The 25,134-nt window shown below is 58.9% G+C and carries 22 protein-coding genes; 12 read left to right on the forward strand and 10 right to left on the reverse strand.

Features of this window, described 5'->3' with window-relative positions; all coding sequences use genetic code 11:
* Nucleotides 1–194: 194 nt before the first annotated feature.
* Nucleotides 195–875 carry an ArsR/SmtB family transcription factor gene (locus AC13DE_RS06610; protein ID WP_483047430.1) on the reverse strand — a complete coding sequence of 227 codons (681 nt, stop codon included), beginning with the start codon at nt 873–875 and terminating at the stop codon, nt 195–197.
* An 86-nt stretch (nt 876–961) separates the two neighbouring features.
* Between AC13DE_RS06610 and AC13DE_RS06615 the strand changes: the two genes are divergently transcribed.
* From AC13DE_RS06615 to AC13DE_RS06635, 5 genes are all read left to right on the forward strand, one after another.
* Nucleotides 962–1,234, forward strand: a complete 273-nt coding sequence (locus tag AC13DE_RS06615) for a hypothetical protein (protein ID WP_446313496.1) — start codon at nt 962–964, stop codon at nt 1,232–1,234.
* On the forward strand, nt 1,231–2,559 hold the full coding sequence (locus tag AC13DE_RS06620) for an MFS transporter (protein WP_483047431.1): 1,329 nt from the start codon (nt 1,231–1,233) through the stop codon (nt 2,557–2,559). Before AC13DE_RS06615 ends, AC13DE_RS06620 begins: the two co-directional genes overlap by 4 nt.
* 316 nt (nt 2,560–2,875) lie before the next feature.
* Nucleotides 2,876–3,949 carry a malate/lactate/ureidoglycolate dehydrogenase gene (locus tag AC13DE_RS06625; RefSeq protein WP_483047432.1) on the forward strand — a complete coding sequence of 358 codons (1,074 nt, stop codon included), beginning with the start codon at nt 2,876–2,878 and terminating at the stop codon, nt 3,947–3,949.
* Between the two features lie 193 nt (nt 3,950–4,142).
* On the forward strand, nt 4,143–5,279 hold the full coding sequence (locus tag AC13DE_RS06630; protein WP_446295284.1) for a TAXI family TRAP transporter solute-binding subunit: 1,137 nt from the start codon (nt 4,143–4,145) through the stop codon (nt 5,277–5,279).
* 76 nt (nt 5,280–5,355) lie between these two features.
* Complete coding sequence (locus AC13DE_RS06635) at nt 5,356–7,350, forward strand: TRAP transporter permease (protein WP_446313493.1); 1,995 nt, start codon at nt 5,356–5,358, stop codon at nt 7,348–7,350.
* A gap of 108 nt (nt 7,351–7,458) precedes the next feature.
* Here AC13DE_RS06635 and AC13DE_RS06640 read toward each other — a convergent pair whose 3' ends face one another.
* On the reverse strand, nt 7,459–8,472 hold the full coding sequence (locus AC13DE_RS06640) for an Ldh family oxidoreductase (RefSeq protein ID WP_483047433.1): 1,014 nt from the start codon (nt 8,470–8,472) through the stop codon (nt 7,459–7,461).
* Between the two features lie 271 nt (nt 8,473–8,743).
* Here AC13DE_RS06640 and AC13DE_RS06645 point away from each other — a divergent pair, with 271 nt between their 5' ends.
* Nucleotides 8,744–9,823 carry an alpha-hydroxy acid oxidase gene (locus tag AC13DE_RS06645; RefSeq protein WP_483047434.1) on the forward strand — a complete coding sequence of 360 codons (1,080 nt, stop codon included), beginning with the start codon at nt 8,744–8,746 and terminating at the stop codon, nt 9,821–9,823.
* Here AC13DE_RS06645 and AC13DE_RS06650 read toward each other — a convergent pair.
* From AC13DE_RS06650 to AC13DE_RS06685, 8 genes are all read right to left on the reverse strand, one after another.
* Entirely contained in the window at nt 9,804–10,619 is an 816-nt protein-coding gene (locus AC13DE_RS06650; RefSeq protein WP_446313490.1) for an energy transducer TonB, read from the reverse strand. The genes AC13DE_RS06645 and AC13DE_RS06650 overlap by 20 nt on opposite strands.
* Nucleotides 10,616–11,080, reverse strand: coding sequence for a TonB system transport protein ExbD (exbD, locus tag AC13DE_RS06655; RefSeq protein ID WP_483047435.1), 465 nt, complete (start codon nt 11,078–11,080; stop codon nt 10,616–10,618). Before exbD ends, AC13DE_RS06650 begins: the two co-directional genes overlap by 4 nt.
* A 4-nt stretch (nt 11,081–11,084) precedes the next feature.
* Complete coding sequence (gene exbB / locus AC13DE_RS06660) at nt 11,085–11,939, reverse strand: tonB-system energizer ExbB (protein ID WP_446313489.1); 855 nt, start codon at nt 11,937–11,939, stop codon at nt 11,085–11,087.
* A gap of 1 nt (nt 11,940) precedes the next feature.
* Nucleotides 11,941–12,624, reverse strand: coding sequence for a Fe2+-dependent dioxygenase (locus AC13DE_RS06665; RefSeq protein ID WP_483047436.1), 684 nt, complete (start codon nt 12,622–12,624; stop codon nt 11,941–11,943).
* Nucleotides 12,625–12,687: 63 nt separating this feature from the next.
* Complete coding sequence (locus AC13DE_RS06670; protein ID WP_483047437.1) at nt 12,688–15,129, reverse strand: TonB-dependent receptor; 2,442 nt, start codon at nt 15,127–15,129, stop codon at nt 12,688–12,690.
* A gap of 242 nt (nt 15,130–15,371) precedes the next feature.
* Complete coding sequence (locus AC13DE_RS06675; protein ID WP_483047438.1) at nt 15,372–15,848, reverse strand: hypothetical protein; 477 nt, start codon at nt 15,846–15,848, stop codon at nt 15,372–15,374.
* On the reverse strand, nt 15,845–16,009 hold the full coding sequence (hemP, locus tag AC13DE_RS06680) for a hemin uptake protein HemP (protein ID WP_446295667.1): 165 nt from the start codon (nt 16,007–16,009) through the stop codon (nt 15,845–15,847). The genes AC13DE_RS06675 and hemP overlap by 4 nt, the downstream gene beginning before the upstream one ends.
* Before the next feature lie 364 nt (nt 16,010–16,373).
* Nucleotides 16,374–17,966 (reverse strand): BCCT family transporter, encoded by a 1,593-nt coding sequence (locus AC13DE_RS06685; RefSeq protein WP_483047480.1) that lies wholly within the window; start codon nt 17,964–17,966, stop codon nt 16,374–16,376.
* Between the two features lie 231 nt (nt 17,967–18,197).
* Between AC13DE_RS06685 and AC13DE_RS06690 the strand changes: the two genes are divergently transcribed.
* The 6 genes from AC13DE_RS06690 (at nt 18,198) to AC13DE_RS06715 (ending at nt 24,930) form a co-directional block, all read left to right on the forward strand.
* Nucleotides 18,198–19,184: a Gfo/Idh/MocA family protein gene (locus AC13DE_RS06690; RefSeq protein ID WP_483047439.1), complete on the forward strand. Its 987-nt coding sequence runs from the start codon at nt 18,198–18,200 to the stop codon at nt 19,182–19,184.
* A gap of 200 nt (nt 19,185–19,384) precedes the next feature.
* A complete protein-coding gene (locus AC13DE_RS06695) occupies nt 19,385–20,383 on the forward strand; it encodes a cytochrome c oxidase subunit II (protein ID WP_483047481.1) in 999 nt (332 codons plus the stop codon).
* A complete protein-coding gene (gene ctaD / locus AC13DE_RS06700; RefSeq protein ID WP_483047440.1) occupies nt 20,380–22,944 on the forward strand; it encodes a cytochrome c oxidase subunit I in 2,565 nt (854 codons plus the stop codon). Before AC13DE_RS06695 ends, ctaD begins: the two co-directional genes overlap by 4 nt.
* On the forward strand, nt 22,941–23,336 hold the full coding sequence (locus AC13DE_RS06705) for a hypothetical protein (RefSeq protein WP_446313483.1): 396 nt from the start codon (nt 22,941–22,943) through the stop codon (nt 23,334–23,336). The genes ctaD and AC13DE_RS06705 overlap by 4 nt, the downstream gene beginning before the upstream one ends.
* A complete protein-coding gene (locus AC13DE_RS06710) occupies nt 23,333–23,908 on the forward strand; it encodes a cytochrome c oxidase assembly protein (protein WP_446313482.1) in 576 nt (191 codons plus the stop codon). The genes AC13DE_RS06705 and AC13DE_RS06710 overlap by 4 nt, the downstream gene beginning before the upstream one ends.
* Nucleotides 23,905–24,930, forward strand: coding sequence for a c-type cytochrome (locus AC13DE_RS06715; RefSeq protein WP_483047441.1), 1,026 nt, complete (start codon nt 23,905–23,907; stop codon nt 24,928–24,930). The genes AC13DE_RS06710 and AC13DE_RS06715 overlap by 4 nt, the downstream gene beginning before the upstream one ends.
* Nucleotides 24,931–25,134: the final 204 nt, after the last annotated feature.

Here is a 25,134-nt window from a genome sequence, read left to right on the forward strand (position 1 = left end):
ATGGCACTCCGCTCCCTTATCACTCTTCAACCCCGGACCATTGATCGGTTGGATCAAGTATTGAATGGGTAAGGCCGCGGCGGGACCCTGTTGGGAAACGCCGGCCACATTTTTTGCACCCCAAAGACATCGTCGCCATATGCGGGTTGTTGCGTGGCCGCGTATCGGGCTGATCTGTAGCGAGAACGCGAGAATTATGCTTGCGCTCGCGTTGGAGTAGTTAGAACCGGTCTTCCGTCCTCGCGCCATTCCGGCAGACCGCCCTCGAGGCGGCGCGCATCCAACCCGTGCCGTCGCAAAGCAGCGACGGCTTGGTGGGCGTAGACGCAATAGGGCCCGCGGCAATAGGCAACGATTTCGGCATCGGCCGCGAACTTGGGAACAAGCTGATCAAGCTCCGCTACCGTCGTATTGAGAGCACCCGGGATGTGGCCAGCAGCGTACTCGTCGGCCGGTCGCACGTCGAGCACGATCACTGAGCCTTTGGCCAACCGGATAGCCAAGTCAGCGCGGCTAACCGGTTCGGGGGCGTCTTCGTCCCCTGCGAGGCCGCGCAGGATGTGGTCGACCTGTGCCAGATTTCGTTCGGCAACGATGCGCAGAAGGTCCATCAGGTCCAAAGTCTTCGCGTCCGATATCTGGTAGATCACGGCCTTTCCGTCACGGCGGCTGGTGACCAGACCTGAGCGGCGTAGCTGCTGGAGATGCTGGGAGCAGTTGGCGAGGGATAAACCGGTCTTTTGGGCCAACGCCTCCACACCCCGCTCTCCTTGTGCCAGTTGTTCCAGAATCGACAGCCGTGCCGGCGCAGACAGGGCATGCGCAACGCGGGCATATTCTTCCAGCAGGGCGTGTTTGGGGCTGATTGACAGCATGTGTTCCCTATCGATATATCAATCAAGTGATTGATTGAATGATAGCGATTTCCGACTGCCACTCAACCCCCGAAGGCCGAATACCGATGACCAAGACCACTGTGTGCGCTGCATCCGCCGAAAGCCCTGTGAGAATGTCCACCTTCCGCAAGGCAAAGGCGCTTTGCGACGTTTCAATGCTACGTCTGCGGCGAGAAATCCAGCCACAAATCTGCTGGACCTATACCGGCATTAGGACAGCACCGTTCTACATCCGCCGCATGGTTTGGCTTGGCGGGATGCTGAACCAGCCTCTACGGTGTCCGGTTTCCGGCAACACAGTCAATCTGCGTATTCCTATGAAGGGACCTGCATCATGAACATGGACAATCTTCGGTACGGCGTCAGGGAAAATATCGGCCAGGTTACCCATCAGCTTATTCAGGTGATGTTGGTGGGCTTCGCGATAGGCATGACACGTACAGTGATTCCGGTCATGGCCGAGAGCGAATTCGGGCTCGAGCGCGGATCCTTTATGATGCTTGCGTCATTCGTGGTGGCTTTTGGCGCGGTAAAGGCAGTGATGAACTTTGTCGCGGGTCGCTGGTCGGAACGGATAGGGCGTAGACCGGTACTGCTTTGGGGTTGGGTCATCGCGTTGCCGATCCCGGTGATGATCTGGTACGCACCGGACTGGAGCTGGATCGTCGCGGCGACGGTGCTTCTCGGGGTCAATCAGGGGCTTTGCTGGTCGATGACCCAGACCGCGAAGCTTGACATCACCCGTGCCGAGGAACGTGGTCTCACGATGGGGCTCAATGAATTCTCAGGGTACGTGGGGGTGGCGCTGGCCGGCATCTTGACTGCCTACGCAGCCGAGTGGTTAGGGGCGCGGAACGGGCTCCTTGTTTTCGGTATGGGGGTCGTTGTGACGGCGCTGGTGCTGACAGTGTTCTGGGTGAAAGACACGCTTCCATGGGCCGTGGCCGAAACTGCGGCGCACAAGGCCGCGCCGCCGCAGAACCTGCCGCGCTATCCCCGTGGCGTCGCCGAACGCCCCACAACATCCGAGGTGTTCGCAGTGATGAGTTGGGGTGATCGGCGTCTGTTCGCCATCTGTCAGGCAGGGCTGGTCGAGAAATTCGTTGATGCGCTCGTCTGGGCACTGTTCCCGGTTTTTCTGGTAGGCCGCGGTGCAAGCCTGACTGAGATTGGATGGATCGTCGGCGTCTACGGCTTTGCCTGGGGCGGATCGCAACTGTTCACGGGCCGGCTTTCGGACCATGTCGGGCGGCTCTGGCCCAATGTGCTTGGCATGTGGATCTGCGGCGCTGGTGTCGCAATGGTGGTGCTTGGCACAGGGACGCTCTGGTGGTCTGTCTCGGCGGGGGTGGCGGGGTTCGGTATGGCGCTTCTGTATCCCAACCTCTCGGCGGCCGTGGCCGATATCACCCCACCGGCATGGCGCGGTTCGGCTATCGGCATCTACCGCTTCTGGCGCGATCTTGGCTATGCGATCGGCGCTCTGGCGCTCGGCCTGACGGCGAGCCTGACCGGTGCCGCGGAAGCGGCGTTTTGGTTCGTGGCGATATCAATGTTCGCATCGGGTGGTTTGGTGCTCTGGCTCTCCGAGGAAACCCACCCACGACTGAACCCCGCCGATCCACCGCACCCACCGACGTTCGACGCCGGTATGGGTCATTGAAATACCGGCGGCGGATATAGATGGCAGCGGGGCGAATTTCATGTGCTCAAACTGTTTCCAGCAAGGTCATCGGCTATGTCGTACCCCGCTTTTGCAGAATTTGAACAGCGCCTCACACACGGTGTGGACATGTGCGCCTTTATTGCGGAACATCCGGCGACATTTCCTGGCTGATGGTTTGTCGGTCGCGCGCTGAAGCGAAAGCTTTCTCGGCTCGGGTCCGTTGGTGTGCTTTCAGCACGGAAATGGCTGGTAAGGCGTCGTGTCGGCCTTCCCGATCTGTTGCCTGTGACCGTATCCATAGAAAGCAAAACTTATGAGAATCACCGCCGAAGACCTTACCGATATCGCGATATCAATTCTGAGCCATGCCGGCGCGCGCCGCGACGCGGCGACAAAGGTTGCTACGCGTTTGGTTCATGCCAACCTCACCGGTCATGACAGCCACGGCGTCGGCATGGTGCCCGCCTACGTCGAGGGTATTCAGGCAGGCGAACTGTTACCCGATGCAGAGATTGCAGTTGTAAAGGACAAGGGGCCTTTTTTGCTGGTGGATGGGCAACAGGGTTTCGGTCACGTGATAGCTGAGCAGGCGATGGATTTGGCCATAGATCGGGCTAAAAGCAGTCACTTCGCCGTGCTGTCGCTACGCAACAGTTTCCACTTGGGGCGCCTGGGGGACTGGGGCGCAATGGCGGCCGACGCAGGGTTCATCTGCATTCTTTATGCCAATGTACAGTCGCCAAGACCCTTGGTTGCCCCTTTCGGAGGAAGCGACGCGCGGTTTGTGACCAATCCCTATTGTACGGCGATACCGGCCACATCGAAAAACCCGATGTTTTTGTTGGATATGGCGACCAGCACCATCGCCATGGGCAAGGCCCGCGTCGCGCATCTTAGCGGTAAAACAGCGCCCGAGGGTGCGTTGATCAACGCAGCCGGCGAACCGACAAACGATCCGGCGGTCATGTTCGACGAACCCATCGGCGCGTTGACGACCTTTGGTCAGCACAAAGGGTTCGGGTTGGCATTGTTGGGTGACATGCTGGGTGGATCGTTCAGCGGGGGCGGGGCGTATTCACCCGAACACGAGGCTCCGGCGCGCATTTTCAATAATATGATGGCGATCCTTATTGATCCTGATGTCTTTGGGCTGGTCGACGAATTCAACGAAGACCTCGATAAATACACCGACTGGGTCAAGGCGTCGCCCGCCGCACCGGGGTCCCCGGGGGTGCTGTTTCCCGGTGACCCGGAGCGCCGCAGTACCCAGGACAGGCTTGCCAGCGGAATATACGTTGATGCGGGAACCGTGGCGCAGCTTGTCGAAACCGCAAAAAGCGTAGGCGTGCCGCACGAAGCGCTTCGCGGGATTGTCGAGGACAGATAAGAAAGCGAAGGTTGAACTGGACCTTCGCCGCACAATTCAATTGGCCAAAGTTGTTAACTTCGGTTGACAGGGCAAAAACAAACTCCGTATCCTTTTCCACAGAGCGGAACTGCGTTTCGTAAGAAAACGAGCCGCCAGATGCGCCCGGCGTCAAGAGATCTTCGCTGGACTGGCAATTTTTTGGGAGGAAACCATGAACTATTTTACTACCACCCTTGCGGTGCTCGGGCTGTCGACGACGATGGTTGCGGCGCAAGAGATCGAACTACCCAAACAGCTAAGCTGGACGGCATATGATACCGGATCGGCTGGCTATAATCAGGCGGTGGCGATCGGTGCTGCGTTGCAGGATGCCACGGGGGTGAACCTTCGCGTACTGCCCGGCAAGAACGATGTGTCACGCACTGAACCGCTGCGGCAGGGGCGTGTTGAGTTTTCCGCGACTGGTGTGGGCGGCAGCTTCATGGCGCAAGAGGGCGTGTTTGATTTTGGTGCCGAAAACTGGGGCCCGCAGCCGATCCGTGTGCTGATGGCCAATAATGGCGGGGCCATCAATCTGGCCGTTGGCGTTGCCGGAGATCTGGGTATCAAGACCTATGCCGACCTGAAAGGCAAGCGCGTCGCCTATATCGTCGGGGCCCCGGCGCTGAACGTAAACACCGAAGCGTATATGGCGTATGGCGGCCTGACCTGGGATGATGTCGAGCGCGTGGAATTCGGCGGTTTCGGCGCAAGCTGGACCGGCTTGATCGAAGGTCAGGTGGATGCCGCATTCGCTTCGACCAACTCGGGCAAGGCGTACGAAGCCGAAGCGGGCCCGCGCGGGCTGTTCTGGCCACCGATCGACCCGGCCGACACCGAAGGCTTTGCGCGGATGCAGGAAATTGCGCCCTTCTTCACGATCAATAAAGCTTCGGTCGGTGCGACCATCGACGGAACCGATGGATACCAAGGGGCAGGCTATGCCTATCCGGTGCTGACAGCGATGGCGGCGGCAGACGAAGGCCTGGTTTACAATATGACCAAAGCCATGGTCGAACTGTTCCCCAAATACGACGGTAACTCACCCGGTATCGGGGGGTGGGCTCTCGACAAGCAGAACATGGAATGGGTCGTCCCCTATCACGAAGGCGCTATCCGCTATTTCAAAGAAGCCGGTGTCTGGTCCGATAAAGCGCAAGCGCATAACGACCAACTGATTGCACGCCAGGAGGCCCTTGCCGCTGCTTGGGAAGAAACCAAGGCCGCTTCTCCTGCTGATTGGGAAGCCGCCTGGTCCGATGCGCGGCGCAAGGCGCTGAAAGACGGCGGGTTCTCGGTCGTATTCTGACCTTTGTCACCAACGTGAACCAGCCGGCGATCTCGTCGGCTGGTTCGCTATGTTTACCCCAAGCACGAGTGTACCGATGACTGACCCCAAGACAAATGCCCCCGTGATAAAGGGGCTGGAACAAGTCGCCATTGATGGCGCTACGCCGGCGGAACGCCTCGCGGGGCCCGCCCGTTGGGTGGTTGTCATCGGGACGTTGCTATCGCTGGTATTGGTTATAAATCAGTTGTTTAACGCCCAGCTATTCGGGATCGTGCTGATTGAGGGGCGCTATCTGTATGTATTGGGCGGCCTGTTTCTGGCGCTTACTTTCCTGATTTTTCAGATGCGTGGCGGCAAGGGCGGTGTGCCGACCTGGCTGGACTGGTCGCTTTTCGGACTCGCCCTGGCAAGCACGGGGTATCTGGCTCAGACGGCGCAGTTGAACCTGTCGCAGGGATGGGAATACGCAGCCCCTAAAACCGCCGAATATGTGTCGATCGTTTTCTTCCTCTTGATACTCGAGGCGACACGCAGGGCGGGGGGGCTGGTGCTTTTCTGCATCGTCACGCTGTTTGCATTCTACCCGACGTTCGCGGGGCAGGTGCCTGATCCGTTCTCGGGCTTCCAAAGCACATTTATTCAGACAGTGGCTTACCACATTTATTCGGCCGAAAGCTCATTTGGTATCCCAATGAAAGCATTCGGCGGTGTTGTCATCGGGTTCATCCTGTTCGGTGCGGTACTGCAACGCACCGGAGGCGGCCAATTTTTCAACGACCTGGCCCTGGGGCTGGTCGGCGGGTATCGTGGCGGTGCGGCAAAGGTTTCGATTTTTGCCAGCGGGTTCATGGGGTCGATGTCGGGTTCGGTTATCTCCAACGTCCTGACCACCGGCGCAGTTTCCATTCCCGCAATGCGAAAAACCGGGTTTTCGGCCAGAACGGCGGCCGCAACCGAAGCATGCGCATCAACCGGTGGCGTGTTGATGCCGCCGATCATGGGTGCCACGGCCTTTGTGATGGCGTCATTTCTGTCGCGCCCCTATGTTGAGATCGCCCTGGCGGCAGCTATCCCCAGCATCCTGTTCTATTGGGGTCTTTTCACCCAGATCGACGCGTATTCAGCCAAACGTGGTCTGCGCGGCCTGCCAAAGCCGGACCTGCCGCGGCTAAAGGTCGTGATGACTGAAGGCTGGCCCTATATCTTTGTATTCGCACTGCTGCTGTACATGATGATTGTCCTGCGCAAGGAATCCTCTGCGCCGTTTTATGCGACTGTGCTGCTGCTGGTGGTCAACCAGTTCCGGGCAAGCCACCGGCTGAACCTCGAACGTTTGGGCAATATGATCGTCGGCGTCGGCATGGGCCTTGCTGAACTTACAGCGATTTTGTTGGGCGTTGGCCTTATCGTAGGCTCGTTCTCGGCGACGGGGCTGGCGGGGACTTTGGTAAACGAACTGGTGTTTCTGGCCGGGGACAACACGTTGGTTCTGTTGCTCATGGGCGCGATCACCGCGTTCATCTTTGGCATGGGGATGACGGTCACAGCCTGCTACATCTTCCTTGCGGTGGTTCTTGCCCCAGCTCTCGAGGCGGGCGGGCTCAATCAGCTGGCGGTGCACCTGTTCATTCTTTACTGGGGGATGGTCAGCTATATCACCCCCCCCGTCGCGCTAGGTGCGTTCGCGGCGTCTACGATGGCAGGGTCCAACCCGATCGCCACAGGGTTTGAGGCGATGCGCTTGGGCGGGGTCATCTATATCGCTCCGTTCTTTTTTGTGTTGAACCCGGCATTGATCGGTCAGGCACCGGCATGGGAGATCACGGTTGCGTTAAGTTGCGCGTTGCTCGGGGTTGCGATGATCTCATCCGCCTTGCAAGGCTATGTGATACTCGTTGGCCCGCTACTCGGACGCACGGCATTGCCGTTAAGGGTGATGCTGTTTTTCGGTGGTGTCCTGATCGCGATGCCGCAAAACAGCTTGGCAAACCTTGGCTATCTATTGTCCTTCACATTCGGAATGGCCCTGTGCGCCTTGCCTATACTGATGGCATGGCGGGCAAATGCCGCGAGCCCCAGTCCGGCATGAAACAACGGGGCTGAGCACGATCCAGCTGCGCCCGCGCGCGATCCGGGTGAATCGCACGATGAAAACCGGCCTGTGGCCGACATGCCCCGCCTAATCCGACGGCGGCGGTCACGACGGTGAAGCAGCGATGGTCTTGATCCGGGCCAACAGATCATCGCTGACTTTTACGCCTTCGGCTTCAATCCTGGCTCGGTTATCGGCGCGGCGCTTGCCCGGCAATCTAGCGCCGGGTTGGTCGGTGATCGACGCGGCAAGCCGCGCCATAGCCCCCCAAAACCCGGCTTCCCCTGAACCAGCGGGATCTATCGCAATGAAGAATTGCCCTGTCCCCGGAGGACCGCCCTTTGGTCCGGAAAACGGGCTGGCTTCGGTGCTGAGATTGGCCCCGGTCAGTGCCGCGGCAAGGATTTCGACCAGCAGACCGACGCCGAACCCCTTGTAGCCGCCAGATGGCAACATCGATCCCGCAAGCGCGGCATCCGCATCAAGGGTTTCATTCCCCTGTGCATCCAGAGCCCATCCGGGTTCGATCGGCACGCCTTCGCGGCTGCGTAACAAGATCTCGGATTTGGCGATGGCGCTGGCGGATTGGTCGATTACCAGCAACGCTTCGCCTTTTTCACCTGGTACCGCGATGGAAAACGGATTGGTTCCCACGACGGGTAGTTTGCCGCCCGGCGGGGCAATTGACGCGGGCGCATGGGTAAAACACAGCCCGATCAGTCCGTCTGTGGCAAGCCTTTCCGCGTGATGCCCCAGTACCCCGCAGTTATAGGAATTCTTGACGCTCATCGCAGCGATGCCGTTGTTTTGCGCCGCTTCGACCAGCTTGTCCCATCCGGCGTCGATTGCCGTATGGGCGAACCCGTGATCGGCATCGACATGGACAAGACCGCTGCGCGGTGTTGTGACCGATGGGGTGGCCGATGCCGAAACCTTCCCGCACATCAGATGTTCGGCGTAGATCGGAAGGTACAACAAGCCGTGACTGCGGATACCGTCGCGCTCGGCCAGTCTTGTGGAACGCGCCACCGCTCGGGCTGCCGGGCGCGCGGCACCGGCAGCAGCGAGCGTTTCAAAAGCGAGGGCTTCGACGTCGTCGAGAGAAAATGAATGTTCCATGTGGTCCTTTCGTTTCGGCCATTAAGTCGAAAAATAGCACACACGACAATCATTGAATGTATTTCTTCGGTCTGGCCAAATCAAAGCCGCCTGACCTGCTGGCCAACGCCAATCTGGGAGCAGGAACGCTGACCGGGTTTCTCTTGTCACTTTGTGAAGCGGATCGAACAGGGAAAGGCGGGCCTGATCTTGGGCTCGGGCGTCGCTGACGGGCGGGAGAAGCGACGATTAAATGACTTGTAAAACTGAAACTGTCAGGTATTCGTGCGCCATGCCCTTGACCCTATCAGATTTCGAAATCGCGGCGGCAAAGCAACTGTCGCCAGACGCACTTGCCTATCTCGAAGGCGGCGCGGAAGCAGAGCACAGCGTGGCCGAGAACCGTGCGGCTTTCGCACGGATAGGGTTGTTGCCCAAGCTGCTGACCCCTTGCGCCGGGGGGCACACCCGGACCCGAATTTTAGGGGGTGCAGCGGCACATCCCATCATTGTTGCACCGATGGCGTTCCAACTTCTGTTCCACCCCGACGGCGAAACCGCAACCGCAATGGCGGCTGCCGCCCAAGATGCGACGATGGTACTGAGCTGCCAAACCAGTACCCCCCCGGAAGACATTGCGACGATACCGGGGCGACGCTGGTTTCAGCTTTACATGCAGGGCAATCACGATACGACGATGATGCTGGTCGACCGCGCGGTAAACTGCGGTGCAGAAGCGCTTGTGGTGACGCTGGACGCGCCGATCAACGGCTTGCGCGACCGTGAAGTCGCCGCGGGCTTTGCGCTGCCGGCCGAAGTGCGCCCGGTCATGCTTGACGTGCTACCCCAGCCGCCGCGCCCCCAGTTGCAAGAGGGGCAAAGCGTTGTGTTCGATGGCATGATGGTCTTTGCGCCGACGTGGGCGGACCTGCTGCGATTGATCAAGGACAGTCCGGTGCCGGTGATCATCAAAGGATGCCTGCGCCCGGCGGATGCGACACGGCTGGTCGAGGCAGGCGCGCAAGGTATCATCGTATCAAACCACGGGGGTCGGGTTCTTGACACATTGCCTGCGCCAATCACCCGTCTGGCTGGCGTTGCGAAGGCGGTAGCAGGCGCAGTGCCGGTCTATCTGGATGGTGGGGTAAGGCGCGGTAGCGACGTGTTCAAAGCGCTTGCACTGGGCGCCGAGGCAGTGCTGGTGGGGCGCCCCGTGATGCATGGCCTGACAGTGAACGGGGCACGCGGTGCAAGCCAGGTGTTGCGCCGATTGCGCGACGAGCTCGAGGTGACGATGGCACTTTGCGGCTGTGCGACGGTCGCCGATATCACCCCCGATGCAGTGACTGAATTCAGCGGAACCTGTAGCTGATCGGGATCGCCAGATCAAACGGCCCGGCCCCCATTGCCGCCGGCGGCGCGGGCAAAGCCTTGAGCCGGTCAAAAATATCAAGCGCCGCTTTGTCCAGTACCGGCCATCCCGATGATTTCGATACCTCGCGGGCTTTGATGCGACCGTATTGATCCAGGGAAAACGCGACCGATACCGTGCCTTCGGCGCGGGCTTTGCGGGCGCGTCGCGGATAATCCTTGGCAGCATTCAACGCCAGCACCAGTGACTTTTGCCAGTCGGTAATCTCGGCCTGTTCCGCGTCGCTCAGCCCTTGTTCCTGCGCGGCACTCTGGTCTTGTTCGTCTTGGCCCGCACTGGCCTTGGGGGCGGCCGCGACGCTTTGAGGCGCACTTTCCTGCGCGGTTTCCTTGGGCACTTCGGTGGGGATTTCCTTTGCTTCCTTCTCGGTTTCGACCTTTTGGTCCGGATTGGCAATTTTGAACTGTAGTTCCGGGTCATCCGGGGCCCGTGGAACCTGGGCCAACAGCGGGTCGTTGGACGCTTTGGCCTCTATACGCTCTGACGGGCTTTCCATCACTGCCTGACTGTCCTGGGCCGGGTCGCCGTCGGGCAGATCGGTCTCAGGGGCGGCCATGATCATTTCAATCTCGGCCAGATCAATCAGCTCGCGCCCCTGAATGCCTTGGTCCTGCAAGGGTTCGGTGGCGGCGGCTTGTGTCAACCACAATGCGATCAGGGCCCCGTGAACCCCAATGCTCAGGCCAATACCAAGCATCAGGCCCGATTTAGGCGAAGCAGCATAGGCAAAGCTCATTTCGCGCTATTCTCCGCCGGAGGCGCGACGCCCGGGGCTCGGCTGCCCTCGTCCTCAAGACCGACCAACCCGATTTTCAGGTAGCCTTCGCTTCGCATGCGGTTCATCACCGCCATCACTTCGCCGTAAGGGACCGACCGGTCTGCATTGATATAAATGCGGGTGCTGAAATCGAGCTTGGTCAGCATGCCGAGCTGCATGTTCAGATCGGCCAGCGTCACATCGCCGTCACCGACGCTTAGGCTCAGATCCTTGTGGATCGTCACGAACACCGGGTCAGCGGGGCGCGCAGCGGGGGTGCCGGTCGCCACCGGGAGTTCGACATTTACGTCAACGGTGGAAAGGGGGGCGGCCACCATGAAGATGATCAGCAGGACCAGCATCACGTCGATAAATGGTGTGATGTTGATGTCAGCATTCGGTGCCAGTTCATCGCCGCCGTCGGACAGTCGCACACCCATTGCTCTACTCCGCCGCCAAATTGCGCAAGGTGGTCCGCGCGGGTACCGCCTCTGCGGCACGACGGTCAAGATCGCGCGACAGGCAGCGTTCTACCAATGCGGCTGCGTCACCGATCCGTGCCCGATACCCTGACACCACCCGCGTGATATGATTGTAAAGCAGCACGGCCGGAATGGCGGCAACCAGCCCGATCGCGGTCGCCAAAAGCGCCTCTGCGATACCGGGGGCAACAACCGAAAGGCTGGTGGTGCCGCTTTCGGCAATGCCGATAAAGCTGTTCATTATCCCCCAGACGGTGCCGAACAGGCCGATGAAAGGGGCCGTCGACCCGATGGAGCCAAGCACCATCGCGCCCGACTGCATTGACCGGGCGGCACCGGCTTCGATACGCGACAGTTCCGAGGCCATCCGTTCTTTGACACCGTCCTTCCCCAGTCCGGACGATATCTCGATTTCAGCCTGTGCCGCGTCAACCATGACCCGCACCGGCCCTGAATAGGTCTTTGGGTGCGCACCGGTCAACGTACCGGCGCGCGCCAGTTGCCTGTAGGACCGGCGCAGCCGGTTGTTCGCCACGTAGACTTGAAGCATCTTGCCTGCCCAGACAGCCCAGCCAAGCACTGACGCAAGCGCCAACCCGAACATTACCGATTTCACGACAATGTCGGCACCCATGAACATGGCCAACGGTGAATGGCCGCCCCCCTGCGCCGCGTCCCGCATCGGTTCCGACAGGGCAGGGCCGATCCATTGGTCAGCAAAGTTTATCAACGCAACATTCACCGATGCGGTATCGGCGGCGGCAACCTGTGGCAGGGCAGTCATTATCGCGGTGGTCAGAACAGCTGCAAATTTCATGTCACGTTTCCGCCCATTGCCGAATAAGATTGTGATAAATGCCGGTCAGACGCACAGCGGTGGCGTCGTTCAACCCCGCAGTTGCTGACAGCGCTTGGATGGATTGATCAAGGTCGAACAGGATTTCACGCTGCCCCCCGTCGCGGATCATGGATTGCACCCAGAAAAACGATGCCACACGGGCACCGCGCGTCACCGGTGTGACCTGATGCAAAGATGTAGATGGGTAAAGAACGCAGTGCCCGGCGGGCAGTTTGACAGATTGGGTGCCGTAGTTGTCTTCGATGACCAGATCGCCCCCGTCATAGTCGTCAGGGTCGTTCAGGAACAGGGTGCAGGACAGATCGGTGCGCAGCCGCTGGCCGGTCTGAGGGTTGACCCGAATGGCATTGTCGACATGAACGCCGAAGGTCTCGGATTGTTCGTACCGATTGAACATTGGCGGTAGAACATGCAGCGGCAACGACGCGGAAACCCACGTAGGATTGGCCATCAGCCTTTGCAGCACCAGCGTTTGCAGATCGGGAAGCACCGGACTGTTGAGCGGAATTTGCCGGTTGCGCTTGGTTTGCGCAGATTGCGCACCTGCTGTTGCGCGACCGTCATCCCATTCAGCAGTGCTCAGCGCATCCCGGATATCGGACAGTTCTTGCGCAGACAGGATATCTTCGACGCAGACCAACATAAAATGTCCTTTCGGTTGGAAAACGGCAGGCGATAGAACACCGCCTGCCACGTGGGTGGTGGGTTAGAACTTCATGCTGACCGAAACCGATGCAGAGCGTCCCGGCGCGATGTAGGAAAACGGCGCACTCGAGCGGTACACAGCGTCATAGTAGGTTTCATCCAACACGTTATCGACGCGGAAGTTTACCGAAGCGGCATCCGTGATCTCGTATTCGGCCATCAGATCAAACCGCCAGAAGCTGGGAAGGTTGTTGCCGGTTGTCGCCGCAAACAACCCGCCTTGGACAGGGCCACGCCACGTGGCTTGGCCGCCAAAGCTCCATTTGTCGTTGTATTCATAGCGGGCAAGCAGGTTGAACTGTTCATGCGCAATATTGGCGAAGTCTGCTCCGATGTTGTTGGGATTGCTGCTGCTCAGAACCTCACTATCCATCCACGTCAAACCACCGGACACGCTAAGCTTTTCGGTCATCTTGCCGGCCATGCCCAGTTCGATGCCGCGAATGCGATATTCACCGGTATCGGTTATGACCAACGGGGTGGAGCCGCCGCCCGACGTTTCGCGAGCGTTGTTTTTTTCGGTCTGGAATACCGCGGCGGTGGCCGTAAAATCACCGAACTGCCATTTCGTTCCGAGTTCTAATGCGGTGTTCCTCTCTGGTGAAAGGGGTGCGTTTGCGGCCCCCAGCCCGCCATAGGCGGCACCCGCGTCAAGCTCTTGCCCCGAAGGATTGCTTGACGTCGCATAGGAAAGGTAGACGGTCCCGTTCTCGCGCGGTTTCCAGACAACACCGGCGTTCCAGTTGAACATCACGTCATCGCGGCTGAAGGTGGTTGACCCGGCTGCCGTGGTGGTGCGGCTGATGCTATAGTCGTCTACCCGTGCGCCCAGGTTCAACTGCCATTGCGGGTTAAAGGTGATCGTGTCGTTCAGATAGAACGATTTCGTCGTGACCTTGGTCAGCGTGGCATTGGGGTCGCGCACCGTCGTCGGGTTCGGACAGCTGTTGGGGTCAGGATTGTAGATCGCGACGGTGCAGTCGGAAAGCCCGCGTGTTGTCGTAACACCTGCGCTGTTTGTTGTCCGCTCAAGATAGCCCTGCTGGCTGACTTCTTCTCGAACCACGGCAAAGCCGGCGACAAAATCGTGACTTGCGCTGCCGGTATCGAAACCGAACGACAGTTCGCTGGTATTGGCGAGAACGTCGTTCACCTGATACCGGGCCTGCGGGTGCGCGACCAGCGTCCATTGGTATGGATCGGGGTTGGTGGTATCGGGGTCTTCCGGGCCGGTCACGATATAATCGTTCTCGGTTTTGCTGATGCGGGTCCGGTTGGAAAAGGTCATGCCGGGGCTGATTTCATAGGTCGCGCCCAGGGTCGCCACGCTTTGTGTGGCGTCCTGAAAATCGCGATTGGTATTGCCATAAAAGGTCGACCGATCCAGCGTAGGGCGGCCTGCGCCTGGTTCGGTAAAGGGTACCCCGTTTTTTACATCCCAAGGGACACCCCAATCCGGCATCTGCTTCATCTCCAACCGGTATGCTTCCAGGTTGAAGGTCAGCTTTTCTGTCGCCTTGTACTCTGCGGCAACCGACAGACCCAGACGGTCATCCTGGCTATTGTCGCGACCGGCGACGTCGCTGACTTGCGCCAATGATCCGATCCGGGTCTTGAAACGGTCATTCCAGACCTTGTTCCAGTCCAGCTCCTGACGCGCCAGTTTGGCGGTACCGAACGTGGTGGTGGATTCTAAAAAATCGGTATCCTGGGGCTTCTTTGTCACCAGATTAAGGGAACCACCGGTGGTGGAGCGCCCCGCAATGGACCCTGACGGCCCTTTGGTAATCTCGACCTGTTCGGTCATGAATGTTTCACGTACTGCGACGCCTGAATCGCGGATGCCGTCGATGAACACATCGTTGGATGACTGAAATCCGCGGATAAACAGGACATCACCAAAAGCATTTCCGCCTTCACCGGTGCCCAGTGTGATGCCGGGCGTCGTGCGGGCAAGTTCGCGTACCGAGGTAGCGTTCTTGTCGCGCAATACTTGTTGGGTCACCGCGGTGACCGAGCGCGGCGTGTCGACCAGTGGCTGGCTCAGCAACGAATTGCCTGAACGCACAGCCTGATATCCGGCGTCGGGGTTGGCATAGGGCGAAAGACCGTTCTCACCCGCAACCGGTCCGCTGGGGGAGGGAGCCGCCGCGGCAACGGGTGCCACGGGCGCAGGCGTCGGCACAGGTGCCTGCGTACGAGGTGCCTGACGCCGGGGCGCTGCGGGGGCGGCGCGACGTTGTTTTTTTGCTACCGGCTTTGGTGTCGGTGCTACCGGTTCGGATGTTTCCACCTCGATTCCCGGCAGTAAAAGCGGATCGCTGGTCGATTGCGCATAAAGTGTTGCGGGGGATGCCGCGCCGATCGCGGCGGCGGTCACAATACCGATCTTATACGTCTTTGTTGGATTTCGGAGCGAGTTGGGGATTCTGGTCTGTGTCATACGGCCCTCGTAAGTGCCCGTTGTGGGCTGTTGTTCGGGGGCTGTGTCGCGGACGATTGGCTACCTAATTTAAAGGCGAGCTATCAAGTCTTATTAAAACAGTCAACTATTAAACCTTCAGAAATGCGCCATGTAATTTATAAAAGAAAAGTGAAGATATACGGGGTCGGGTTGACGGATTGCACAGGCTGCCTGACCTGGCAGAGGGTGCGGGGCAGTGGCTATCTTCAACCGCGCAAAGCCTAGTGGAGCGTCGGTCGCGCATCGACTCCGCGCATACCCCGAGACGCCCCAAGCCGCATTTTCTTTAATGCCACCCCAAAGTCCGCGGCGAGCGACGCGATGAGCGGAGCCATGTCCCCCCGGACGAACAGGGTCGCGATCAACATCGCATCTTCGTGGTCACCATCAGTCGCGGTTGCGATGAAATTGGCGAAACAGGATTCGTCGGATCCCAAACACTTGCACATCACTGAATGCCGCATCAAAGGGCGCCGACCATATTTGGAACAAAGGCTGCATAGCTGATCGAATGCCCGCAGAGCAGATTCGCCATGCGTTTGACCCAGTACCGCCATTATATCCGCTGAAACCTGGGCCTGTGTGACCGGACCGTCAAACCACATGCGGAAATACAATACCGACGCGGCCTCGATATCGCTTAAATCCGAGATGAGACCAACAGATGCGCCGCCGCGTTTATAAGCGCCACGGGTCATTTCGTCAGAATCAGCTTGCCGGCGCGTGTGATGCGCAAGGTGTAAGTTTGTTCGTCCAGGACGATCTGGGCCAGATCCCCGCCTTCAGTCAGGTCTTTGGCGGCATAGGTGGGCAGGGTATCCAGCTTCGCTTGCTTACGGGGCGGAGAATGAAACGTCATTGCGCACCTGCACCCGCAAGAGGTGACGTTCCGGCACCGATTAACGACGATGCATGAAAACCGGCGCTGGTCAGGGCAGGTTGCAAGACATGTTGGTACGGGAGGGGATGTGTCATCTGGAAAACCTAACATTGAACGGTGTCGGGCTTCCCCACATGGGTCGAGGGGTGGCTTGACGTCAGATATTCCTGACTGAAACTGTATGTTAAGTCAACCCGACAATTTTTGTCGGATAACAAGCCGGCCATGTAGACCGTCTGTTTCGCTGTCAAAGGCGGAGAATTGCCGGCGCTTTGAACGACGGTTGCCCGGTGATGTCAAAGGTCGCACCCCCGCAAGACGATCCTCGCGGGGGGGGGCGGTTTCAAGCGTTCTTTCGTTCGGACCGCAAACCTTTGTAGATTGCGTAACACATGAACAGCAGGACGATGGCAAAGGGCAGGCCTGTGGAAATCACCATTGACTGAAGCGATTGCAAACCACCGATGGACAATAGCAACACCATCGCAACCGCGCCTTCGAAAATGCACCAGAACACACGCTGTGGAACCGGAGCATCCACCTTGCCGCCGGCTGTGATCGTGTCGATGACCAGCGAACCTGAATCGGACGATGTCACGAAGAAGACGATGACCAGAACGATACCAATCGCCGAGGTGATCCCCGCCAGCGGAAGCTGGTCAAGCATCGCAAACAGCTGACGCGGCAATTCTGCGTCCTGTGCAGTGGTATAGCCGTCTTGTATGACTTGCTGAATGGCTACGCCGCCGAACACGCTCATCCAAAGGACGCAGACCAGGCTGGGAATCAGCAGTACGCAAGTGATGAATTCCCGCACCGACCGGCCTCGGCTGACACGGGCAATGAACATACCCACGAAAGGGGACCAGCTGATCCACCACGCCCAGTAGAACGAGGTCCAGCCCTGGCTAAAGTTGACGTCTTCGCGCGCGAAAGGGTTGGACAGGGCGGGCAAGTATTCTCCGTATGCCAAAAGCGACGTCACGAAATTTGCAAGGATCGTCCATGTCGGACCGACAAGAAGCACAAACGCCAACAGCAAGAAAGCCAGCCCCATGTTCAGTTCCGACAGGATCTTTACCCCGCCATCAAGGCCCCTCATCACCGACACGGTGGCGATTGCCGTGATACCTGTGATCAAAAGGACCTGAGCCGTCGAGCCGACTGGTAGCCCGAACAATTCGTTCAAACCTGCGTTGGCTTGAGTGGCCCCAAAGCCCAGTGACGTGGCCAGCCCGAAAAGCGTCGCGAAAACCGCCAGAATATCAATAACGTGACCCGGCCAACCCCAGACACGTTCGCCCAGAATTGGATAGAAGGCCGATCGGATCGTCAGGGGCAGTCCTTTGTTGTAGCTGAACAGCGCCAGGGCCAGCCCGACCACCGCATAAATCGCCCAGGGGTGAAGGCCCCAATGGTATATGGTGGCGGCCATTCCCAGGCGCGTGGCCTCTGCCTGATCGCCAGCCGCGGCACCCAAGGGGGCCCAGTCGGTGCGCACGCCGTTTTCGCCCAACGCCGTACCGCCAAGCGAGCTTGAGAAATGCGACAGCGGTTCCGACACACCGTAGAACATCAGCCCGATGCCCATGCCGGCGGCGAACAACATCGAAAACCAGCCAAGGTACGTGTAATCCGGTGTCGCGTCAGAGCCGCCCAGTCGGACTTTGCCCAGCGGGGTGATGATCAGAAACAGGCAGAACAGGACGAATATGTTACCCACTGAAATGAAGAACCAATCAAAGTTCTTTGTCACCGAAGAGAATAGCCAACTGAACAGCGCACCGGACTGCTCTGGCAACGCCAGGGTGTAGAATACGAATGCCACGATGCTGACACCGGAGATTGCAAAAACCGGATTGTGAATGTCAAAACCAATCGGACCTACGCTGCCTTCATGGTTGTCCTGACCGATTTCGTAATCGGTATCGATCATATCCGCCGCACCGTCGGGAGCAGGAATACCCGCCGTCGTCACATCTGTCACAAGATGCCCTCCGTTTTATGTGAATTTATACAAGCTTAGATTAAATTCCCCCGGTTCGCCACCGCCTAGAACCTTTTTGGGCGATAAACCCAATCGTCGGCCGCGAATACGGGGTTTTGGCTTTTCTTTTTCAACGATACGGCCAATCCTGCACATGCCCGCATCAAGAGGAAATCGAGGATGACAATCAGAACTGCAATTATCGGCCTTGGTATCATGGGCCGACGTATGCTGGAACATCTTGAGAAACATCCCCACTACACCGTCACTGCAATCTGGGACCCGGACAAGGGGGCCTGCGATGCCGCACTGACCCTTGCACCAGACGCCCGCCTTGTGCCCAGTGCAGATGCAGCCATTCAAGCCGCAGATCTGGTGTATCTGGCCTGCCCACCGATCCCCCGTAAAACCTATGCACTGGCGGCCGCGGCGAGTGGCAAGGCGATTTTCCTTGAAAAACCGTTGGGTGTCGATGTCGCGGAAAGTCGCGATATGGTCGAGAGGCTCAAGGCATTTGACGTTCCTGTGGCGGTGAATTTCACACAGGCTGCGGGGGCGGCACTTGCCGATACCGGCTCTGCGGTAAAAGCAGGCGATCTGGGTGACCTCGTCGGCGCGGACATTATCTTGACCTATGCGCAATGGCCGCGCGGCTGGCAGCAAACGGCGGATTGGCTGCGTTTTCGCAGCGAAGGGGGCATGACCCGCGAGGTGATCTCGCATTTTCTGTTCTTCTCAGAACGTATCCTCGGCCCGTTGACACTGGTGTGGTCCCAACCCGACTATCCTTTGGATCAAGACCTATGCGAAACTCATATCGCAGCGCGGCTCACGTCGGCGCAGGGCCAGATCGTGACGGTCATGGGCAGCATAGGCGGGGCGCAACCCGACCGGCAAGAGCTGACAATCAAGGGTGCGAAAGCAAGCCGCCGGGTCTCGGATTTCTACCGAGATGCGCAATCCACGGGCGGTAATTTTACCGCCCTTCACAAGGACGACGCGGACCCGCGCGCTGTCAGCCTGAAGGCGCAGCTGGATGATCTGGCATTGCTCTGTGCGGGTAAGCCAAACCGGTTGGCCACGTTGGACGAAGCACTGCGCGTTCAGGTTCTTGTCGAGGCAATCTTAGCTGGCCACCGCACAAAATCCGATGCCACGACTGCCTAAAGGTTTCGCGATCTGGACGGCGGTAGGAAAAATACCTGCCTTTTCAACGGAGCGTGGACAGGTCGCCATAAGGTGCGTTAACCTTGGATAATTATTCGACAGACATTTTTTATTCTTCGGTTGGCGGGCCCTTTATGTACACGATTTTTACGATTGTGCATTGCACAAGGCGATCATTCTTATCTCTGGGGCGGACGGCGCTGCATTGGTGCAAGTGGACGTTCCGCCGCCGGGCCTGGTTCATCCTGCCTGCGCTGTTTCTTGTTTCGGCATGCGAAGGGCGACAGTCCGTGCTTGATCCGTCTGGTGCTGATGCACGAAGGCTTTATGATCTCGCACTTGTCCTGTTTGTCGGGGCTGCCGTTTTGTGGCTGCTTGTGGGCGGGCTGTTCGTTTATGTCACCCGTATCAACCCCCGCGCGATGTCACGTCGTGCCGCCGAGGCCCTGATCATCGGGGGGGGTGTTATCTTTCCGGTGGTGTTGCTGGGCGGGCTGCTGATCTACAGCCTACCGCTGATGTCGGCGCAGCGCAGTGCGCCCGACGGGATGCGGATTCATGTTACCGCAGAACAATGGTGGTGGAGAGTTGAATACGAACTGCCTGATGGTAGCCGGGTCACATCTGCCAACGAACTGCGCCTACCTGTAGGCCAGCGCACCGGTTTGGTGCTGAACGCTCAAAACGTCATTCATGCGCTTTGGATCCCGGCGTTGGGTGGCAAGGCAGATATGATCCCCGGTCGCGAGACCTATCTGTCCTTTCTGCCGGAAAAGGTCGGGATATTCCGGGGACAATGTGCCGAATTCTGCGGAGCGTCGCACGCATTGATGGCATTCGAGGCCGTGACCATGACCCCAGATGCCTTTGCAGAGTGGCTGGATGCACAGGCAAAAGATGCTCTTGTACCCGAAACACCTGCGGCAATTCGCGGTGCCGAGGTTTTTGCCCGCGAAGGGTGCGGTGCGTGTCACACCGTGCGCGGTACCCCGGCCACCGGCCTGGTCGGGCCGGACCTCACTCATGTCGGTGGCCGCGTGTCGCTGGGGGCCGGAATACTGGGCGTTACGATTGACGATTTCGCGAATTGGCTTGGTCACACCGATGCTCTGAAGCCCGAAGTCGACATGCCCACATATGACTTTCTGTCTCAGGATGATCTGATCGCACTTGCCGCCTATCTGGAGGGCCTGAAATGACTGGACGACGTTCGTTGCCCCTTCCGCAAGGCCCGTTTCCCCCGACGGAGGAGATGTTGGCGCAACCAGTACCCGAAGCCGAACAAAAGCGCGGAACAGACCAACTGCGGGCGGCGTGGAAAACCCCCACCGGGTGGCGTTACTGGTCTGCGGTCAACAACAGCGAGGTGGGCACGTGGTATTCGCTGACCGCGCTGACGTTCATGCTGATCGCCGGGTTGCTGGCATTGGCCATGCGGGTGCAACTGGCCTTTCCCGACAGCACCTTCCTGGATGCGGACCGGTTCAACCAGTTTTTCACCATGCATGGTTCGGCGATGATGTTCCTTTTCGCCGTACCGATGTTCGAAGCCATCAGTATTTTGCTGCTGCCTGCCTTTCTGGGCGCGCGCGACATGCCCTTTCCACGGCTTAGCGCCTATGGATATTGGTGCTTCTTGATCGGTGGGTGTTTCGTGCTTGGATCGCTGCTGTTCGATGCCGCGCCCAAAGCCGGATGGTTCATGTATCCGCCGCTGGCTACGAAAGAGGACGGTATCGGCCCCGATATCTGGTTGCTTGGCCTGTCGTTCATCGAAGTGGCAAGTATTGCCGCAGCGGTGGAATTGATCGTCGGGGCGCTGAAATGCCGACCGCCGGGAATGCGGGTCAACGTCATGCCCTTGTACGCCTGGTACGTGATGGTCGTAGGCGGGATGATCCTGTTCGCGTTCCCGCCGCTGATTGCCGGCGATTTCCTGTTCGAACTGGAAAGGTCTTTCGATTGGCCGTTTTTTGACCCGACACGCGGGGGCGACCCGATTTTGTGGCAGCACCTGTTCTGGATATTCGGGCATCCTGAAGTGTACATCGTTTTTCTACCCTCGATCGCGATTGCGTCAATGATCGTGCCGACCGTGGCCCGGCGGCCTATCGTGGGATATTCCTGGATCGTGCTTTCCGCTGTCGGCACGGGCTTCTTGTCGTTTGGTCTGTGGGTGCACCACATGTTCACGACGGGTTTGCCGCAGATATCGCTGGGTTTCTTTTCCGCGGCCTCCGAGGCGGTGGTGATACCGACCGGCATCCAGCTTTTTGCCTTTGTCGCAACCTTGATGGTGGGACGGGTAAAGATGTCGCTGCCGATGTTGTGGATCGCAGGCGCGCTCGCGATATTTGTCGCGGGGGGGCTGACCGGTGTCATGCTTGCCATCGTGCCGTTCAACTGGCAGGTTCACGACACGTATTTCATCGTGGCGCACCTGCATTACACGCTGTTTGGCGGGATGGTATTTCCGGTCCTCGCAGGGGTTTATTATTTCTATCCGTTCCTGCGCAAAAAGCTGTTGTCCGAAACCCTGGGACGTTGGGCATTTTGGCTGATCTTTACCGGGTTCAACGTGACGTTCCTGCCGATGCATCTGACCGGGCTCAAGGGGATGCCGCGTCGCGTATTCACATATCCGGAGAGTTCGGGGTGGGGCTGGCTGAACCTGATCTCGACGATAGGTGCATTCGTGATCGCAGCGGGGTTTGCGGTGTTCCTTTATGATTTGCTACGCCCCAAAAAGGACCAACCCCAGATACCGCGCAACCCTTGGGGCGCGGGCACGCTGGAGTTTAGCCACGAAGTACCAGCCGAGGCATGGGGTGTACGATCGGTACCCTATATTCACAGCCGCTATCCGCTGTGGGATCAACCCAAGCTGGTGGAGCGTATGGATGCGGGGCGGTTTTACCTCCAGGACGCGCCTGACCATCAGCGCGAAACCATTGTAACTTCGGTGATCGACGGCACCCCGATGTATGTGCAGCGTGTCACCGGCCCGGCGTGGATAACCTTACTGGCTGCGGGGTTCACTGGCGGAGCGTTCATCTTCCCGACGTTTCACATTTACACACCCGCCATAATTTCGGGTGCCTTCGCCATCGTCTGTGTGCTGTATTGGTTGTGGACGTCAACAGCGCGCCCCCCAAAGGACGATCTTCGCGAAGCGGGGCTTGGGCTACGGTTGCCAACCTACGCCTCTGGTCCCGATTCCGTCGGATGGTGGGCGATGTGGATCACGATGCTGGGTGATGCCACGGCGTTCGCTTCGCTGATATTCGGGTTCTTCTTCTACTGGACCGCGCGACCGGACTTCCCGCCGGCGGGGGCTGACCATGCCATCGGGGTATGGGTGGTCGCTGCGGGCGTGTTGCTTGTTGCCGCTTGGGCCTCCACGGTGGCGGCGCGCGAAGCAAACTCACGCGGGCGCATCATTATCGCCCGAACCGCATTGCTGGTCGCGCCGATCCTTGCGCTGGCGGGTGCGGCCGCGGCGTATATGGCAGTGCGTCAGATGGATCCGACAAGCCATGTCTATCCGGCGATCATGTGGGCATTGATGATTTGGTTGGTCGCGCATGTTCTCGCTGGAGTGATCATGCAAGGTTACTGCCTGGCAGGTTCCGTCTGGGGTAAGCTCACGGATAAATACGATGCCGATCTTCGCAATGTGACGCTGTATTGGCACTTTATGGCCCTGAAGGCCGTGACAACCGCCGTCATACTGGGGCTGGTCCCGGGGTGGCTGTCATGACCGATATCCGGCAGATCAAAAACACTTCCGTCTACCCTTCCGAAACCACAAGTGTATGGCGGATTACCTTTGCCCCATTGGTGTGGGCGCTGCATTTTGCGATCTCCTACGGGGCCACGGCCTTGGTCTGCGCGAAAGGTGGACAGGTAGGAGCGCTCAGGCTCGGGCTCGGGGGGGTGACCGCTGTGGCCCTCCTGGCGATCATCTGGCTGGCTTGGAGAGCATGGCGGCATTGGGATATCGTGCGGGACAGAGATTGGGAGAACGACGCGGGCACAAACGAAGACAGGCATCAGTTCCTGGGACACGCGGCTTTCTTGCTGGCGATTATCTCGTTCATCGGTGTTGCCTATGTTTCCTTGCCGCCCCTGTTGATCCAGACCTGCCAATGACTGCTTTGGGCTATATCGGTCTGCTGGTTCTGGCGGGGCTTTGGGCCTTGCCCATGCAAGGCTGGCTGGCCGCGGATTTTCCGCATCACATGCTGCGGCATATGGGCCTGGTTGCGGTTGTCGCGCCATTGCTGGTGCTTGGGTTTCCTCGATTGGCATCGGTTTTCGCCGTTTCACCGCTGGTCGGCACGGTGGTTGAATTTGCCGTCGTTTGGGGGTGGCACATCCCCTATCTCTACGGCATGGCAAAGCTGCATGTAGTGGGGATGGCAGCGGAACAGGCCAGTTTCTTGCTGGCCGGACTACTGGTGTGGGCCGGTGCGTTTCGCGCCCATCAACCGCTTGCCGGGGCAGGCGGGCTGTTGCTTACTTCGATGCACATGACGCTTTTGGGGGCACTTATCATCCTTGCCCCGCGTGATCTTTACGCGAGTTCCTATGGGGGACTAGCTGACTTGACCGCTCAGCAGTTAGGGGGGCTGCTGATGCTCGGTATCGGTACGCCTGTCTATTTGATCGCGGGTCTGGCGCTGGTCAGGCAGGTGCTTGAACAAGGAAAGGAAGCCGCATGAAGCGGGTGTTACTTACAATCGTGGCCTTAGGCGTGCTGGCGGGCCTCGCCGGGGCTACGGTGGTCGGTTTCGGGCTTTACAACGTTTCTGCACGGAAGGGCCATTGGCCGGGGGTGACGTGGGTGCTGCACACCACCTACAAGCAATCGGTGCGCCTGCGGTCACCGGCGGCCTCGGAAATTCCGGATGATCTTGCTGATCCCGACAGGGTCGCCTTGGGCGCGCTGCATTTCAAAGACGCATGTAGTTTTTGCCATGCGGTGCCGGGGCAGGAGCAGACCGCGACGGCTCAGTCGCTGAACCCCGGCCCACCGCATGTGGTCGAAGCGGTAAGCAGATGGGAGCCTCAGCAGATGTTCTGGATTGTGCGGGAAGGTGTCAAGATGAGCGGCATGCCCTATTGGCCCGCAAGAGAGCGTGATGACGAAGTATGGTCCGTAGTGGCCTATCTTGAAGCAGTGCGCGATTTGACCGCGCAAGACCAGGCCGCGTTGACGGGCACAAACCCCGGGCCGGCATCGTGCAGCGCATGTCACGGCGAAAATGGCCGCAGCACAAACAGCTATGTGCCGAGATTGGACATTCTGACACCGGAGTATATTGGCGAAGCACTTGAACATTATCGCAATGGCACCCGGCGAAGCGGAATTATGCAACAGGTCGCGCTTGGCATGGAGGATGAAACGATTGATCGACTTGCAGGTAGATTTGGGACGGACGTCGGGGCTACCCGCTTAGAAACATCGCCTCAGGATAAAGAGACCGCAGGGTATGTTCTTGCCAATCAGGGCACCAAAGACCTACCGGCCTGTAGTAGCTGCCATGGGTCGAATCGCACCGCTGACGCACCAATCTCACCGGCATTGGCGGGCCAGAGCCGGGGGTTCCTGATCACCCAGCTGAAGTTGTGGCGCGACGGAAAGAGAAACGATGGCAAACGCGCCGAACAGATGCGCAAGGCGGCGCAAGATCTGACCGACGAGCAAATCAAGATACTGGCCGAATGGTACGCGGGGCAGTGACTTTCAACAAAGTGCCGTCCGACGAACGTGCGGCAACTGCATCTCGTGGTTGGGCGGGCTTCAGAGCGTATCACGCGCCTTGACGCTACTCGTCGGACGATCTGGATGGTCGGGTATAAAGGGTCGTGCGTTGGCCTGCCTATGCGCAGGCTGCGATGTTTCACCCTTTACGATTTCTTTTGTGTGTCCGCGCAACCAATTCGG

This window comes from Sulfitobacter sp. L-8 (genome assembly GCF_056859255.1).